This is a genomic window from Halobacterium yunchengense (genome assembly GCF_037031165.1).
Taxonomy (GTDB): Archaea; Halobacteriota; Halobacteria; order Halobacteriales; family Halobacteriaceae; genus Halobacterium; species Halobacterium yunchengense.
This window is the reverse complement of the sequence record NZ_JAYEZL010000001.1, coordinates 145,455-161,234: the sequence shown is the minus strand read 5'-3', so window position 1 is coordinate 161,234 and position 15,780 is coordinate 145,455. Positions and strand designations below refer to the sequence as shown.

At 69.8% G+C, this 15,780-nt stretch carries 13 protein-coding genes; 4 read left to right on the top strand and 9 right to left on the bottom strand.

Annotation, left to right across the window (positions count from 1 at the left end; translation table 11 throughout):
- Positions 1–36: 36 nt before the first annotated feature.
- The 3 genes from U5911_RS00745 (at position 37) to U5911_RS00735 (ending at position 1,588) form a co-directional block, all read left to right on the top strand.
- Positions 37–327, top strand: a complete 291-nt coding sequence (locus U5911_RS00745) for a DUF7520 family protein (RefSeq protein WP_336034429.1) — start codon at positions 37–39, stop codon at positions 325–327.
- Positions 328–373: 46 nt separating this feature from the next.
- Positions 374–1,165: a GNAT family N-acetyltransferase gene (locus tag U5911_RS00740; RefSeq protein WP_336034428.1), complete on the top strand. Its 792-nt coding sequence runs from the start codon at positions 374–376 to the stop codon at positions 1,163–1,165.
- A gap of 102 nt (positions 1,166–1,267) precedes the next feature.
- A complete protein-coding gene (locus U5911_RS00735) occupies positions 1,268–1,588 on the top strand; it encodes a hypothetical protein (RefSeq protein ID WP_336034426.1) in 321 nt (106 codons plus the stop codon).
- On the opposite strand, the gene acs is transcribed toward U5911_RS00735, so the two are convergent.
- From acs to U5911_RS00715, 4 genes are all read right to left on the bottom strand, one after another.
- Positions 1,585–3,573, bottom strand: a complete 1,989-nt coding sequence (gene acs, locus U5911_RS00730) for an acetate--CoA ligase (protein ID WP_336034425.1) — start codon at positions 3,571–3,573, stop codon at positions 1,585–1,587. The two genes, U5911_RS00735 and acs, sit on opposite strands and share 4 nt — an antisense overlap.
- A 94-nt stretch (positions 3,574–3,667) precedes the next feature.
- Entirely contained in the window at positions 3,668–5,371 is a 1,704-nt protein-coding gene (locus U5911_RS00725; protein ID WP_336034424.1) for an acyl-CoA mutase large subunit family protein, read from the bottom strand.
- A 109-nt stretch (positions 5,372–5,480) separates the two neighbouring features.
- Positions 5,481–6,302 carry an ABC transporter permease gene (locus U5911_RS00720; protein WP_336034423.1) on the bottom strand — a complete coding sequence of 274 codons (822 nt, stop codon included), beginning with the start codon at positions 6,300–6,302 and terminating at the stop codon, positions 5,481–5,483.
- Positions 6,299–7,324: an ABC transporter ATP-binding protein gene (locus U5911_RS00715; RefSeq protein WP_336034421.1), complete on the bottom strand. Its 1,026-nt coding sequence runs from the start codon at positions 7,322–7,324 to the stop codon at positions 6,299–6,301. Before U5911_RS00715 ends, U5911_RS00720 begins: the two co-directional genes overlap by 4 nt.
- A gap of 133 nt (positions 7,325–7,457) precedes the next feature.
- Here U5911_RS00715 and U5911_RS00710 point away from each other — a divergent pair, with 133 nt between their 5' ends.
- On the top strand, positions 7,458–8,303 hold the full coding sequence (locus U5911_RS00710) for a winged helix-turn-helix domain-containing protein (RefSeq protein WP_336034419.1): 846 nt from the start codon (positions 7,458–7,460) through the stop codon (positions 8,301–8,303).
- A 43-nt stretch (positions 8,304–8,346) separates the two neighbouring features.
- Here U5911_RS00710 and U5911_RS00705 read toward each other — a convergent pair whose 3' ends face one another.
- The 5 genes from U5911_RS00705 to nuoL all read right to left on the bottom strand — a co-directional run bounded on the left by U5911_RS00705 (position 8,347) and on the right by nuoL (position 15,780).
- Entirely contained in the window at positions 8,347–9,156 is an 810-nt protein-coding gene (locus U5911_RS00705; protein ID WP_336034417.1) for a CBS domain-containing protein, read from the bottom strand.
- A 39-nt stretch (positions 9,157–9,195) separates the two neighbouring features.
- Positions 9,196–10,602, bottom strand: coding sequence for a DHH family phosphoesterase (locus tag U5911_RS00700; protein ID WP_336034415.1), 1,407 nt, complete (start codon positions 10,600–10,602; stop codon positions 9,196–9,198).
- A 61-nt stretch (positions 10,603–10,663) separates the two neighbouring features.
- Positions 10,664–12,148 (bottom strand): NADH-quinone oxidoreductase subunit N, encoded by a 1,485-nt coding sequence (locus U5911_RS00695; RefSeq protein ID WP_336034413.1) that lies wholly within the window; start codon positions 12,146–12,148, stop codon positions 10,664–10,666.
- Entirely contained in the window at positions 12,142–13,698 is a 1,557-nt protein-coding gene (locus U5911_RS00690; RefSeq protein ID WP_336034411.1) for a complex I subunit 4 family protein, read from the bottom strand. Before U5911_RS00690 ends, U5911_RS00695 begins: the two co-directional genes overlap by 7 nt.
- On the bottom strand, positions 13,699–15,780 hold the full coding sequence (gene nuoL, locus U5911_RS00685; RefSeq protein ID WP_336034409.1) for an NADH-quinone oxidoreductase subunit L: 2,082 nt from the start codon (positions 15,778–15,780) through the stop codon (positions 13,699–13,701).

Genomic DNA, 15,780 nt, shown 5'->3' with positions numbered 1-15,780 from the left:
GCAAAAGGCTACCCACTCCGGCGCCTACGTCCGGTCGTGAGCGAACGCGAAACCCAGGGGCGCCGGGTCGTGGTGTGGATGTACCTCGCGGCGGTCGGCGTCGCGGGCGTGTTCGGGTACGTGCTCGGCTCCATCGTCTACGGGAACGGCGGCCCGGCCGGCCCGCTGGCCGACGGGCCTGGCGCGCAGTACGGGGCGGTCGGCCCCGTGACATTCGAGCTGACGGGCCCGAACCTCGCGCTGTTCGGCGTGCTGTCGGTCGGCGTGCTGCTCGGCGTCGGCCTGGTCGCCATCGAGTACGTCTCGCGGCGCACGGACGCCTCCTGACCCGGCCGCGAGTAGGTATTAGTGGGTCGGCGACGTGTGCCCGCACATGGAGGTCCGAGCAGCCACCGACGAGGACGCCGCGGGCATCCGCCGCGTCGCGGAGGCATCGCTGGACGAGACGTACGCCGGCGACCTCGGCGACGACGTCGTCGGGGCGGCGGTCGACGAGTGGTACGCGAGCGACCGCCTCGAGCAGCGCCTCGCGGCCGACGACGTGCTGTTCGTCGTCGTGGAGGACGACGGGGCGGTCGTGGCGTTCTCGGAGAGCGAACTGGACGTCCGCCAGCCCGACGACGACGACGCGCGGCCGCAGGAGCCGGCGGACGAGCCGGGCGTCGCGGCCATCCAGTGGCTGCACGTCCACCCGCGATACCGCGACCGGGGCCTGGGCGGCAGGCTGCTGGAGCGAACCGAGTCGGAGCTCATGGAGGCGGGCGCGAACCGCGTCGAGGGCCGCGTGCTCGCCGCGAACCAGGCGGGCAACGAGTTCTACCAGGCGAACGGCTACGCCCGCACCGGCCAGCGCACGCTGGACGTCGGCGGGACCTCGTACACGGAACACCTCTACGTGAAGCTGCCCTCGGGGTCGGCCGCCGACCTCACCGAGGAGTTCGAGGTCGAGGACGGCACGGTGTTCGTCGCGTACGACGAGCGCGAGCGCGGGTCGGACGCGCCGTTCTACGCGGCGTACCGCTCGGAGGACCGGACCGACCGGTACGGGTTCTACTGCGCGAACTGCGGGTCCCTGGACACGACGATGGACGCGATGGGCCGCGTCGAGTGCAACGACTGCGGGAACCACCGGAAGCCGACGCGCTGGGACGCCGCCTACCTGTAGCGAGGGCCGCCTCGGGAGCGCTCGCGAACCGTCCCGAGGCCTCCCCCGCCGAACGTATCAGACCGTAGCAACGAATTTGGTGCTGCGAGCCGACGCGGTGGCATGGCGCTCGCAGACTACGAGGGGCGCACGCCCGCCAGCGACCCCCGCCTGACCGTCCAGCACGTCACCCACCACCGGCGGTGGTCGCCGGAACGGACCGCCAGGGACACCTGCACGGCGTGTGGCACCGAGTTCGACCTCGTCGACCGACACGTCCTCGTTCGCGTCGACCCCGGGGACCCAGTCGTGGACGCGACCGGAACGAGAAGCGAGTCACCGCCGGCCCGGCGCCGGCACTTCTGCGACGAGGCCTGCGTCGCCGCGTGGGTCGGCGACCGCGGCCCGTCGTCTGCGACCGCCGCGGAGTCCTCCCAGCCCTAATCGCCGCCGACTTTCGCCTGGATGTCGTCGACGACGCCGGGGTTTCGGAGGGTGGAGGTGTCGCCGAGGTCGTCGCCGTTGGCGATGTCCTCGAGGAGGCGTCGCATGATCTTCCCGGAGCGGGTCTTCGGGAGTTCGGGCGTGAAGACGACGGATTCGGGGCGCGCGATGGGGCCGATGGCGTCCTCGACGCTCGCGACGATCCTGTCACGCAAGTCGTCACCGCCGTCGTAGCCGTCTTCGGTGATGACGTACGCGTAGACGGCCTCGCCTTTGACCTCGTGGTCGCCGCCGACGACCGCGGCTTCGGCGACGCCCTCGACGTCGACGATGGCGGACTCGATCTCCATGGTGCCGAGGCGGTGGCCGCTGACGTTAAGCACGTCGTCCACCCGCCCGAGCACCGTGATGTAGCCGTCCTCGTCGAGTTTCGCGCCGTCTTCGGGGAAGTACACCCAGTCGCCGGAATCGTCGCTGTCCGTGTCGGAGTACTCCGCCCAGTACTCCTGGACGAACCGCTCGTCGTTCTGGTAGAGGGTGCGCAACATCCCCGGCCACGGGTTCTGCACCGTCAGGTAGCCCGCGTCGCCGGCGTTCACCTCCTCGCCCGCGGCGTCCACGACTCTCGCGTCGACGCCGGGGAGCGGCGGGCCGGCAGAGCCCGGTTTCATCGTGTCGACGCCCGGGAGCGTCGTGACCATCATGCCGCCGGTCTCGGTCTGCCACCACGTGTCCACGACCGGACACTCCTCGTTGCCGACGTGCTTGTAGTACCACTTCCAGGCGCGCGGGTTGATGGGTTCGCCGACGGTGCCGAGCAGCCGGAGGCTCGAGAGGTCGTGGGCCTCCGGGTACTGCTCGCCCCACTTCATGAACGCCCGGATGGCCGTCGGCGCCGTGTACAGTTGCGTCGCGTCGTAGTCCTCGACGATCTCCCAGAGCCGGTCGTTGTCCGGGTAGTCCGGCGTCCCCTCGTACATCATCGTCGTCGTGCCGAGCGCGAGGGGGCCGTAGACGATGTACGAGTGGCCGGTGATCCACCCGATGTCCGCCGAACAGAAGTACGTGTCCTCGGGTTTGACGTCGAGGACCGCGTGACTGGTCCAGGTCACCCACGAGAGGTAGCCGCCGGTGGTGTGTTTGACGCCTTTCGGCTGGCCGGTGGTCCCGGAGGTGTACATGAGGAACAGCATGTCCTCGGCGTCGCGGGCGACCGGCTCGACCTCGGCGCCCTCGTGGTCGGCGACGAGAGCGTCGTAGTCGTGTTCGTTCTCGCGGCGGTCGTGGTCGAAGCCGTCGTCCCCGAGGCGGTCGACGACCACCACGTCGCTGACCTCGTGGCCGACCGAGTCGAGGCCGTCGCGGGTCTTCTCGAAGTGGTCGAGGGGGTCGCCGCGGCGATAGTAGCCGTTCGCCGTCACGAGGTACTCGGAGTCCGCGGACTCCATGCGCGTCGCGAGGGCGTCCGCGGAGAAGCCCGCGAAGACGACGCTGTGGGGCGCGCCGATGCGCGCGCACGCCAGCATCGCGACGGGGAGCTCGGGAATCATCGGCATGTACATCGTCACCACGTCGTCTTCCTCGACGCCGAGGTCCCGGAGCGCCGCCGCGAACTCGTTGACCTCCCGGTGGAGCTCCGCGTACGTGTACGTGCGGTTGTCCTCGCTGGGCGGCTCCCCCACCCACTCGATGGCGGGTTCGTCGCCGCGGTCGGCGAGGTGGCGGTCGAGGCAGTTCTCGCTGGCGTTCAGCTCGCCGCCCGTGAACCACTCGTAGAACGGCGGGTTCGAGTCGTCCAGCACCTGGTCGTAGCCCTCCCGCCACTCCAGGAGCTCCGCGGCCGCCTCCCAGCACTCGGGCCACTCCTCCTCGAAGCGTTCCCGGATGGCCTCGTCCGTGACGTTGGCCTGCTCGACGAACGACGCCGGCGGCTCGAACTCGTCCTGTGCCTCCAGTCGTGCCTCTAGCTGTGATTCGTCGCTCATCGTGCTAGGCAACGACGAACACGGCCATAAGGTTTGTTCACGAACCGGTACTCCGGGCCGGCGTACGGTGGACGAACGTGGGAGTAGGGCCGGCCTAGACGGCGGCCGCGGTCTCCTGGTAGCTGCCGTACTCGTCTTCGAACACCTGCATGATCTCGCCCATCGTCGCGTACGCCTTCACGGCGTCGACGATGTACGGGACCGTGTTCTCCTCGGAGCGGACGGCCTCGCGGAGGGCGTCCAGGCAGTCCGCGACGGCCTCGTCGTCGCGGTCGTCTTTCACGGACTCGAGGCGGTCGAGCTGGCGCTCCCGGGTCTCGTCCTCGTCGACGTGCAGCAGGTCGGGGCTGGTGTCCTCGTCGATCTCGTACTCGTTGACGCCGACGACGGTCTCCTCGCCCTCGTCGACGCGCCGCTGGTACTCGTAGGCGGACTCCTGGATCTCGCGGTGGAAGTACCCCTCCTCGATGCCCTCGAGGACGCCGTCGCGGACGCTGCCGTCGCCCATCTCCCTGATCTCCTCGATGTACGCCATCGCCTCCTCCTCGACCTCGTCGGTGAGCGACTCGACGGCGAAGCTCCCGCCGAGGGGGTCGACGATGTCCGCCGCGCCGGACTCCTCGGCGATGATCTGCTGGGTGCGCAGCGCCACGCGGACGGCCTCCTCGCTCGGGAGCGCGAGCGCCTCGTCGTAGGAGTTCGTGTGGATGCTCTGGGAGCCGCCGAGCACCGCCGCCAGCGCCTGCAGCGTGACCCTCGCGACGTTGTTCAGGGGCTGCTGGGCGGTGAGGCTCTGGCCGGCGGTCTGCGTGTGGAACTTCAGGGTCTTCGACGCCTCGGCCTCGGCGCCGTACCACTCGTCCATCACGCGGGCGTAGATGCGGCGCGCGGCGCGGAACTTCGCGACCTCCTCGAAGACGGAGTTGTGGGAGTTGAAGAAAAACGACAGCGTGGGCGCGAACTCGTCGACGTCCATGCCGCGGTCGAGGGCGTCCTCGACGTACGCGAAGCCGTCCGCGAGCGTGAACGCGAGCTCCTGGACGGCCGTCGAGCCGGCCTCCCGGATGTGGTAGCCCGAAATCGAGATGGGGTGGAACTTCGGCGTCTCCTCGGCGCAGAACTCCACGACGTCCGTGACGAGGTCCAGGCTGGGCTCCGGCGGGACGACCCACTCCTTCTGCGCGATGAACTCCTTGAGCATGTCGTTCTGGAGGGTGCCCCGGAGCTGTTCGCGGTCGACGCCCTGCTGGTCGGCGAGCGCGAGGTACATCGCGTAGACGACCGGCGCGGACGGGTTGATGGTGAACGAGGTGGAGACCTCGTCGAGGTCGATGCCGTCGAAGAGGACCTCCATGTCCCGGAGGGTGTCGACGGCGACGCCCTCCTTGCCGACCTCGCCGAGGCTCATCGGGTCGTCGCTGTCCAGTCCCATCAGCGACGGCATGTCGAATGCCGTCGACAGCCCGGTCTGGCCCTCGTCGATGAGGTAGTGGAAGCGCTCGTTGGTCTCCTCGGCGGTGCCGAAGCCCGCGAACTGCCGCATCGTCCACGTGCGGCCCCGGTAGCCGGTGGGGTAGACGCCGCGCGTGTACGGGAACTCGCCGGGGAACCCGAGGTCGGTCTCGTAGTCGAGGCCGGCGACGTCCTCGGGCGTGTACAGGCGGTCGACCTCGAGGTTGGAGACGGTCGCGAAGCGGTCCTTGCGCTCGCCGTACCGGTCGAGTACGGGGTCGAGCGTCTCGTCCTCCCAGTCCTCGCGCGCCTCGCGGATGTCCGCGAGGTCGTCCTCGTCGTACATGGACGGAAAATTTGCCGGAGAATCCATTAAGGATTCGGTCAGGTGGTCCCACGGCGACGCCGCGTCGACGTCCCCGGCGAACGCGGTCGGTCCGTCGCCACGCGCGCCGTCAGTAGTGCCCCATCACGCCGTCGCGTCGGGCCCACCGCTGGCAGTAGTGAAACGCGGCGTAGCCAGCGGCGAGGTAGCCGACGGCGGTGACGACGAGGACGGCGAGTTCGCCGGCCGGGAACTCCCAGAGGCGGACGCCGTCGGTCATCGCGGTCTGGAGGAGCTGGCTGCCCTGCGCGAGCGGCAGCCACTGCATCAGGGGGTACTGGTCGACGGGCGCGGCGATGAGCCCGACGAACGCGAACTGCGCGAGCTGGAAGGCGTTCTCGATGCGCTTGAAGCGGATGGCGAGCCCGCCGAACGCGAAGCCGATGCCGACGGCGGGCGCGAGCGCGAGCGCGACCAGCGGGAGGACGGTCACCGGGTCGATGGCCAGCCAGCGGCCGGTGACGACCATCATGAACAGCAGCGTGGCGACGCCCCAGAGGAACGTCTCGAGGACGCTCACGAGCGTCCGGGCGACCATGACGGGGCCGAAGCCGAACGGCGACATGAACAGCTGCTCGAGGGTCCCCCACTGGGCTTCCCGCGTCACGCCCCACGAGAGGCCGCCGTAGGACGCGACGCAGAGCGTCCACAGGAGGTAGCCGACGATGAGCCCGGACAGCGTCTCCGAGATGGCGGCGGGCGCGACCGCTCGCCCGCCGTAGAACAACACGAGGAAGAACAGCAGGAGGGTGCCGAACTGCGAGAGCGTGTTCACGGGGTAGCGGACCAGCAGGACGACCATCTTCTTGAACGACGCCCGGAAGAGCCGGAGGTAGCCGCGGGCGCCGGTGTCGACGGCGGCCGCGTCGCCGGTCGGCGCGGACGCGCTCACTCGCCGTCACCCCGGACGCGGTTGTTCGTGACCTCGAGGAACACGTCCTCGAGGTCGGGGTCGTGGCCGTCGACGTCGGCGAGCTCGACGTCTGCGTCCCGGAGGGCGTCGAGCACGCCGTGGAGCGTGGTGTCCCCTGCCAGCGTCACGTCGAACTGCGTGCGGTCGCCGACGCGCTCGAAACCGTCGACGCCGAACGCGGTTTCGAGGCGCTCGCGGACGCCGTCGGGGACGGTGCCGTCGACGGTGACGCGGTAGGCCTTCGTGTCGAAGACGGAGACGAGTTCGTCGACGGGGTCGTCCGCGATGACCCGGCCCTCCGAGAGGATGACGACGCGGTCGCAGACGTCCTCGACGACGTCCATGTCGTGGCTGGAGAGCACGACCGTGATGGCCTCCTCGTCGGCGAGCCGCCGGAGTTCGCGGCGGAGCTCCAGGGAGGCCTCGACGTCGAGGCCGAGCGTGGGTTCGTCGAGGAACACGACGTCGGTGCCCCGCGCGAGCGTCGCCGCCAGCGAGACCTTCTGCTTCTGGCCGCGCGAGAGGTCGTTGACGGTCTCGTCGGCCTTCTCGGCGAGCCCGAACTGCTCGAGGAGGGCGTCGTGGCGGTCGCGGACGGCCTTCGGGTTCTGGCCGCCGAGCGCGGCGAAGAACTCGAGGTTCTCGCGGACGGTGAGCCGCCAGTAGACGTTGCGCGCGCCCTCGAGCATCGCGCCGACGTGCCGGTAGACGGCCCGCGGGTGCTCGTGTGCGTCGACGCCGCCGATCTCGACGCTGCCGGCCGACGGCACGACGAGGCCGAGGATGGACTTGATGGTGGTCGTCTTGCCGGCGCCGTTCGGGCCGAGGACGCCGACGACCTCGCCGCGGTGGACGTCGAAGGAGACGTCGTCGACGGCGCGGACGGCGTCCTCGCCGCTGCCGTACGTCTTCCGGAGGCCGTCGACGGCGAGGACCGTCTCCGCGGTCCGGTCGGTGGAGGGCTGGTCGTCCCGGCTGGACTGCTGGGTGACCCGTGGCATGGGTACACCGGCGGCCCGCGCCCGCTTAACGGTTCCCAGAATGACGTTTCTGTTCGTCTGATTCCAGAACGCTCGTTCTATTCGCTCGCTGTCAGGTCGGGGGTTTTTACTGGCGGGGCGAGACCGCTCACGCATGAGCGACGACGACGAGGCGGCCGCCGCGGCGTTCGACGTCCTCTCGGACCCGACGCGCGTCGCCATCCTCCGCGAGCTCGCCGACCTCAGCCACTCCGTCGACGGGTCGACCGTCGAGTTCTCCGAGCTGCGCCGCGCCGTCGGCGTCGACGACGCCGGCCGCTTCAACTACCACCTCGGGAAGCTCCGGGACCGGTTCGTCGTCAAGCGCGACGGCGGCTACGTCCCGACCGCGGTCGGACTGAAGGCCATCGGCTCCGTCGAGGCCGGCACCTACACCGAGGACGTCGGCGAGCTCGCCGGCGAGGTCGACCACGACTGCCCCGCCTGCGGCGACCCGCTCACCGCCACCTACGAGGACCAGGTGGTCACCGTCGAGTGCCCCCACGACGACGTGCTCGTGCAGACGTCCGTGCCGCCCGCGACGGCCGCCGACGCGACCATCGACGACGTCGTGTCGTTCGTCGTCGGCGACCTCCAGCGCGACGTCGAGGCGATGGCCGACGGCGTCTGCCCCATCTGCTCGGGCCGCATGGTCGTCGACGACTTCGCGGACGACGACGGCGACCACCTACGCGTCGCCCTCGAGTGCCGGAACTGCTGGATGGCTCCGGAGTTCCCGGTCGGCGTCCTCGCCGTCCGCCACCCCGCCGTCGTCGCCCTCTACCACGACCACGGCGTCGACGTCCGGCGGCAGTTCCTCACCGACCTCGAGTTCGTCGGGTCGCGCAGCGACGCCGCCCTCGTCTCCGAGTCGCCGCCGGTCGCCGAACTCACCGTCGAGGTCGGCGGCGACGCCGTCGACCTCCGCGTCCACGACGACCTCGCGGTCGAGGCGGTCTGAGAACTGGCGGCGGTCTGACTCCGTCGCGGTCGTGGAAGTCCGACTACTGGAGGCGTTCGACCGTCTCCACGAGCGGGTGGTGGGCGTAGTCCACCACGTCGATGTTCTCGATGGACTCCAGGCCCTCCTTCTCGGCGGTGCGCGCCATCCCGAGGTCGACGCGGCGGTCCAGCACGATGACGTAGGCGTCCATCTCCCCGATGCCCGCCCGTTCGGCGGCCATCACGCGGTGGTGGCCGTCAGCCAGCAGGAGTTCGCCGTCCGGCCCGCCGTTGTCGATGACCACGAGGGGCTCCGCCAGCCCGTGGTCGAGTTCGTACTGCCGGCCCTCCAGTTCGTCCGCGTACACCTTCCCCTGGGTGGGCACGAGGTCCGCGAGCCGCACCGTGCGGCGCTCCTCGCGGGCCTCGACGCCGTGGATCGTCTCCAGCGTGCGCTTGAGCTTCCCGACCTTCTCCGGGGTCGCGCGCTCGATCTGGGAGCGGATGACGTCCGAGTTCGAGATGATGCCCACGAGGTTCCCGGCGTCGTCCACCACCGGGAGCTTCTGGATGCCAGACCGCAGGATGACGCGGGCCGCGTCCGTCACCTTCATCTCCGGGTGGGCGACGATGAGGTCCTCGCTCATCACCTTGAACACGAGCTCGTCGGGGTCCGCCAGCAGGAGGTCGCGAGCGGACACGAACCCCTCGACGCGCCGCCCCTCCGTCACCGGGAAGCCGTTGTGCTCGCTCTCCGAGATGCGGACGGCGACGTCACGGACGCTGTCGTCGGGAGAGACCGTCGCGACGTCCCGCGTCATGTAGTCGCCGACCGTCGGCTTCGCCCCGTCGTGGTCGAGCGCCGAATCCATCACCGCCCCGTACGCGGGCGACCGGCAAAAGGCCTGCTGTCAGCCCCGAATCTCCTCGAAGAACCGCGTCGCGACGACGTCCTCGACCATCTCGGTGAGCGTGTGCTCGGCGTCCGCGCCGACCTCGTCGAAGAGGCCGAGCGGGAGCTGGGCGCCCGCCATGTCGGCGTGACCGCCGGCGCTCCCGAGGTCGCCGAACGCCGTCCGCAGCACCTCGCCGAGGTCGACGTCGCTGCTCCGGGAGCGCGCCGACGCGTAGATGGTGCCGTCGGTGTAACCGTAGACGAACGTGACGGTCACGCCGCGCATCGCGAGCAGGCGGTCGGCGGCCTGCGCGAGCGTGTCGCGGTCGGCGATGGCGCCGACGCAGGACGCCAGCACGGAGCCGTCGAGCTCGCGGTTGCGGATGGCGCGCGCGATGGTGTCGAGGGTGTCCGCGCTCATCGACGGGCTCTCGATGCGCTCGAGGACGTCCGTGTCCGCCCGCGGCACCAGCCACGCGCCCGCCTCGAAGTCGTCGGTGGTGATCTCCCGCGCGAAGTCCTTGGTGTCAACGCGGATGCCGTACAGCAGCGCGGTCGCGACGGACTCGTCGATATCGAGGCCGAACCCGCGGACGTACTCCACGAGGATGGTGCTGGACGCGCCCAGGCCCTCGCGGATGTCCACGAAGTCCGCGCGCACCTCGGCCTTCTCCGGGTGGTGGTCGACGACGATGTCGACGTCCGTGTCCGGCGGCAGCTGGTCGTTGACGCCCGGCGCGGAGTGGTCGACGAGCGCGATCGCGCCGAAGTCGAGGTCCTCGCCGGGCGCGACGTTGCGCACGTCCAGTTCGAGGAGGTTGACGAACGCGCGGTTCTCCTGGTGGCTGATGTCGCCGAAGTAACACACCTCGGCGTCGACGCCGAACTCCTCGGCGATGCGCGCCAGCCCCACGCCGGCCGCGATGGCGTCCGGGTCCGGGTTGTCGTGCGTGAAGACGCCGAGCGTCCCGGAGACGCCGGCGAGCGTCCCGCGTAACGCCTGGAGCTTCGCCGACGACCCCGACGCCGCAACCTCGTCGAGGTGCTCGAGGACCGCGTGGCCCGGGTCGACGACGCGGTCCGCCAGGGACGCCAGGGCGTCCCGGTCGTCGCTGGTCGCGCCGTACCCGAGGAACGCCACCAGTTCGGCGTCCGGGTAGGCGTCGCGGGCGGCGGTCGCCGCGAGGCGGTTCACGCCGGCGTCGTCGGAGGCCACCACGACCACGTCGGGGTCGCGCTCGACGCTCCGGACGGCGTCGGCGTCCGTGACGTCCCGCACCTCGGCGGCGATCTTCTCGTTGCGCAGCGACTCGACGCGGCTCTCGTCGCCGTCCAGCACGAACAGGTCGCCGCGGCGCTCGGCGAGCGCCTCCACGACGGCGTGCCCCGTCGCACCGCAGCCGAGCACCAGCCGAGAAACCATGCTGGGCCGAGGTAACCGACGTATCCGCTAAAAGGTACCGCTGTCGGGAAGTCCCGTCCGCCTACAGCGCGAACAGGACCTCGGCGGCGTGGATCGCGGTCCGGGCGACCGGGTCGAACGCCACCAGCAACACGACCGTCGCGACGGCGGCGGCGACGACGGCCGCGTAGAGGCCGGTCGGCGTGCCGCGCAGCGTCAGGTCGTCGCTGGGTTCCTCGATCCAGATCGCCTTCACGACCCGCGAGTAGTAGTACAGCGACAGCGCGCTGTTGACCGCCGCGACGGCGGCCAGCCACGCGAAGCCGGCCTGCACGGTGCCCGCGAACAGGAGGTACTTCGAGAGGAAGCCGCCGCCGACCGGGAGGCCGGCGAGGCTGAACATGAACACGGTCATCGCCACGCACGCCACGGGTGCGCGCGTGCCGAGGCCGTTGTAGTCCTCGAAGGTCTTCCCGACGTCCCAGTACTCGACGAGCGCGACGAACAGGAACGCGCCCGTGTTCATGAAGCCGTAGACGAGCAGGTGAGTCATCGACGCGCCGAGCACGAACGAGTTCGCGTCCGTCGCGCCGGACTGCAGCGCCGCCAGCCCCATCAGGACGTAGCCCGCGTGCCCGATAGACGAGTACGCGAGCATGCGCTTGACGCGGTCCTGGGTGGCCGCGGCGAAGTTCCCGAGCGTCATCGTCACGACCGCGAGCACCGCGAACAGGAGCGTCCAGTCGATTGCGACCGCGGCGACGTCCGCGATGGGGAACGCCGTGACCAGGACGCGGAACGCGACCGCGAACCCGGCGGCCTTCGACGCCGACGACAGGAACGCGCTCACCGGCGAGGGCGCGCCCTCGTAGGCCTCCGGCGCCCAGAAGTGGAACGGCACGGAGGCGGTCTTGAACGCGAACCCGCCGACGAGCATCAGGACGCCGAGGCCGAGCACGCCGCCGAACTCGTTGCCGGCGACCGCGTCGGCGACGTCGGCCAGCAGGAGGCTGCCCGAGGTCGCGTACACGAGGCTGATGCCGTACGCCATCACCGCCGAGGACAGCGCGCCGACGAGGAAGTACTTCAGGCCGGCCTCGACGCTGCCCCGGTTCGTCTTCAGGAACGCGACGAGCGCGTACGACGGGAGGCTCGCGAGTTCGAGCGCGACGAACGCCGTCACGAGGCTGTTCGCGGACGCCATCAGCGTCATGCCGGTCGCCGCCAGCAGCGTCAGCGAGTAGAACTCCGCGAGGTGGTCCTCCTCGCGCACGTAGTCGTAGCTGGCCACCACGACGAGCGTGGCGACGCTGCCGACGACGAACGCGAAGAACAGGCTGAACGCGTCCACGACGAGCGCGCCGTCGAACTGCACGAACCGGTAGTCGCCCGTCCCCGCCGCGAGGAACCACGCGGCGGTCGCGGCCGCGACGGTCGTGCCGACCGCGCTGATGCCGGCGAGCACGCCGTTCTTCCGGGTGTCCGGCGCGACGATGTCGACGCCGAACAGCACGAGCGCGGTGACGCCGAGCGCGAGCTGGGGCGTCAGCGGCGGGAGCTCTACCATCCGAACTCACCCCCTGCGAGGGAGGCGGTCGCCTCCGGGAACGAGTCCACCATCGGGTTCACCGCGTCCTGGATCATGTCGTAGAACAGCTCGGGCACGGTGCCGAGCACGATGACGAGGACCACGAGCACGACGATGGCGAACGCGTCGTGGCTCGCCGCCGGCACGATGTCGTAGTCCGTGTCCGCGCTGAACGGCCCGAAGAGGACGCGCTGCATCGCGAACAGGAGGTAGCCGGCGACGACGACGATGCCGAACATCGCCAGCGCCGTGAACAGCTGGGCGTACGGGAACGTCGCCTGGAACCCGCCGATGAAGATGAACACCTCGCCGGCGAACCCGGCCATCAGCGGCAGGCCCATGTAACCGAACGCCGCCGCGACGAAGACGGCCGCGGTGACCGGCATCTTGTCCGCGATGCCGGAGAGGTCCCCGACCATGCGCGTGTGGGCGACGTTGTAGATGACGCCGACGCACATGAACATCAGCCCCGAGATGAGGCCGTGGGCGACCATCTGGAAGGTCGCGCCGCCCAGGCCGTAGACGTTGTACGCGACCAGGCCGAGGATGACGTACCCCATAGAGGACACCGAGGAGTACGCGACGATGCGCTTGAGGTCCTGCTGGGCGAGCGCGAGCATCGCGCCGTAGATCACGGAGACCACGGCGAAGACGGCGATGAGCACCGCGTACTCGCGTGCGACCTCCGGCAGCATCGTGAAGTTGAACCGCAGCATCGCGTACGTCCCCATCTTCAGGAGGACGCCCGCCAGCATCACCGAGGCCGGCGTCGGCGCCTGCACGTGGGCGTCCGGCAGCCACGTGTGCAGGGGGACGGTCGGCACCTTCACGGCGAACCCGAAGAACATCGCGAAGAACGCGACGACCTTCAGGGTCTCCGCGCCGAGGCCGTACGTCGTCGTGAACGCGCTCTCGTCGAGCGCGGTCGTCACCGCGACCATGTCGAAGGTGTTGACGTCCAGCGCGAACACGAGCGCGACGAACCCGATGAACATCACGAGGCTCGCGACGTTCGTGTACACGAAGAACTTGATCGCGGCGTACTTCCGGCGGGGGCCGCCCCAGATGCCGATGAGGAAGTACATCGGCACGAGCACGAACTCCCAGAAGACGAACCACACGAAGAAGTCCAGCGCCGTGAAGACGCCGAGGAGGCTCGCCTCCATGAACAGCATCAGCGCGTAGAACTGGCTCTGCCGCTCGTCGATGGGCGTCCACGCGGACAGCATCGCCAGCGACGTCAGCACCGTCGACAGGACGACCAGCGGCATGCTGATGCCGTCGAGGCCGACGTGCCAGTTCAGCGCGTACGGACCGACCGTGATCCACCGCGCCGTCGTCTCGAACGCCAGGCTCCCGCTCTCGAAGAGCGCGTTGCCCGCTGCGTCGAACTGTGCGAACATCCAGACGCTCCCCGCGACGGGGAGCAGACTCAGGGCGAACGCCAGCCTGCCCGCGATCCGGTCGGGGGCGAGCATCACGGCGAACGCCGAGACCAGTGTGACGGCGATGAGTGCTTCGATCAACATCTAGAACCACCCCCCGATGAGGCCGAACGCGACCAGGAGCACGACCAGGCTCAGCGTCAACAGGGCGGCGTAGTGCGTCACGAGGCCGTCCTGGACGCGCTTGACGCGGCCGCCGGCGAAGAGGCTCACGCTGCTGACGCCGTTGACGACGCCGTCGACGATGCCCTGGTCGAAGGCGTCGGCGGCGCGCGCCAGCGGGAGCGTGAGGCCCTCGGCGAGCCACACCTGGTACTCGTCCTGGTAGTAGTTGTTGTACAGCACGGTCTTGACCGCGCCGAGCTTCTCGGTGTGTTCGACCGGCTCGGGGACGCTGTAGAGCTTCCACGCGAGGCCGGCGCCCGCGAGCGCGAGGCCCAGGGAGACGGCGGCCGGCGCGAGCACGCCGACGTCGGCGGCGCCGTAGCCGGCGAAGTCCACGAGCAGGTGGTGGTACTGGTCGTAGCCGAGGGCGGCGAACTCGCTGCCCTCCGGGATGACCAGCCACTGGTGGAGGTACTCGATGTGCGCGCCCGTGAGCTTCGCGACCGGCGTCATGTTCACGAGGCCGGCGGTCGCCGCGAGCACGCCGAGCACCACGAGCGGGAGCTTGACGTTCCAGCGGACGCCGTGGGGGTCCTCGGCGGTGTCCGTGCGCGCGTCACCGTGGAAGGTGAGGAACACCATGCGGAACGTGTAGAAGCCCGTGAAGAACACGGCGAGCAGCCCCATCCCGTACGCGGCCAGCAGGATGGGCGTCTCGCCGGAGCCGTAGTTCAGCGCGTAGTACAGCACCTCGTCCTTCGACCAGAAGCCGGCGAACGGCACGATACCGGCGAGCGCCAGCGACCCGGCGAGGAACGTGTAGTAGGTCACGGGGAGCTTGTCCTTCAGGCCGCCCATGTCCCACATGTCCTCGTTGTGGTGCATCGCGATGATGACCGACCCGGCGCCGAGGAACAAAAGCGCCTTGAAGAACGCGTGGGTCATCAGGTGGAAGGTCGCGGCGACGTAGCCGCCCGCGCCCAGCCCCAGCATCATGTAGCCGTACTGGCTGATGGTGGAGTACGCGAGCACCTGTTTGAGTTCGTCTTTCACGACGCCCATCGTCGCGGCGAACAGCGCGGTGAACCCGCCGACCAGCGCGACGATCGCGAGGACGGTCGGGAGCAGCGCGTAGAAGCCGTACATGCGCGCGACGAGGTAGACGCCGGCCGCGACCATCGTCGCGGCGTGGATGAGCGCGGAGACCGGAGTCGGGCCCTCCATGGCGTCCGGCAGCCACGTGTGCAGCGGGAACTGCGCGGACTTCCCGACGACGCCGCCGAGGACCAGGAGGCCGAGGACGGCGAACCACGTCTGCGGCTCGAACCCGACGACGTCGAGGAACGACGCCACGTGCTCGGGCACCGCGCCCTCGCCGTGCTGGACGGCGGCGAGCGTCTGTTCGGCCAGGCCCGGGAAGCTACTGGCGCCCTCGCCGGCGGCGACGAACCGGCTCGTGCCGAACGTCGCGAGCACGCCGACGACGCCGATGAGGAAGAAGTAGTCCCCGAACCGCGTCACGAGGAACGCCTTCTTCGCGGCGCTCGGCGGCCCCGGCTCCCGGAAGTGGAAGCCGATGAGCAGGTACGAGCAGAGGCCCACCAGCTCGAAGAACATGAACGCCATCAGGAGGTTGTCCGCGACGACGAACGCCAGCATCGAGAACGTGAACAGGCCGAGGCCGGCGTAGTACCGCGGCAGGCCGGTCTCGCCCTCGTCGTTCATGTACCCGAGGCTGAACACGTGCACGAGCAATGCGACCAGGGACACGATGACCAGCATCATCGCGGACAGCGGGTCGACGAGCAGCCCGAAGTGGAGGTCGAACGTGTTCTGGCCGACGACCCACGTGTAGACGGTTTCGGTGTGGTAGGTTCCCTGGCTCACCGCGAAGAACGTCCACACGGACAGCAGCAGCGACCCGGCGGTCGCGACGATGCCGGGGATCGCGCCGCCCTTCGGCAGCAGCCGGGGCGCGAAGTGCCCGGCGACCAGTGCGACGAGGAACGCGGCGAACGGCAGCAGCGGAATCGCGGCCGTGAACTCGGTTGCGCCTGCCAT

Excerpts from the sequence above, each read along its gene's own strand:
- nuoL (WP_336034409.1), bottom strand. The coding sequence starts at position 15,780 with ATGGCAGGCGCAACCGAGTTCACGGCCGCGATTCCGCTGCTGCCGTTC.
- U5911_RS00715 (WP_336034421.1), bottom strand. The coding sequence starts at position 7,324 with ATGCCACGGGTCACCCAGCAGTCCAGCCGGGACGACCAGCCCTCCACC.
- U5911_RS00700 (WP_336034415.1), bottom strand. The coding sequence starts at position 10,602 with ATGGTTTCTCGGCTGGTGCTCGGCTGCGGTGCGACGGGGCACGCCGTC.
- U5911_RS00725 (WP_336034424.1), bottom strand. The coding sequence starts at position 5,371 with ATGTACGACGAGGACGACCTCGCGGACATCCGCGAGGCGCGCGAGGAC.
- U5911_RS00735 (WP_336034426.1), top strand. The coding sequence starts at position 1,268 with ATGGCGCTCGCAGACTACGAGGGGCGCACGCCCGCCAGCGACCCCCGC.
- U5911_RS00740 (WP_336034428.1), top strand. The coding sequence starts at position 374 with ATGGAGGTCCGAGCAGCCACCGACGAGGACGCCGCGGGCATCCGCCGC.
- U5911_RS00705 (WP_336034417.1), bottom strand. The coding sequence starts at position 9,156 with ATGGATTCGGCGCTCGACCACGACGGGGCGAAGCCGACGGTCGGCGAC.
- acs (WP_336034425.1), bottom strand. The coding sequence starts at position 3,573 with ATGAGCGACGAATCACAGCTAGAGGCACGACTGGAGGCACAGGACGAG.
- U5911_RS00695 (WP_336034413.1), bottom strand. The coding sequence starts at position 12,148 with ATGGTAGAGCTCCCGCCGCTGACGCCCCAGCTCGCGCTCGGCGTCACC.
- U5911_RS00690 (WP_336034411.1), bottom strand. The coding sequence starts at position 13,698 with ATGTTGATCGAAGCACTCATCGCCGTCACACTGGTCTCGGCGTTCGCC.
- U5911_RS00710 (WP_336034419.1), top strand. The coding sequence starts at position 7,458 with ATGAGCGACGACGACGAGGCGGCCGCCGCGGCGTTCGACGTCCTCTCG.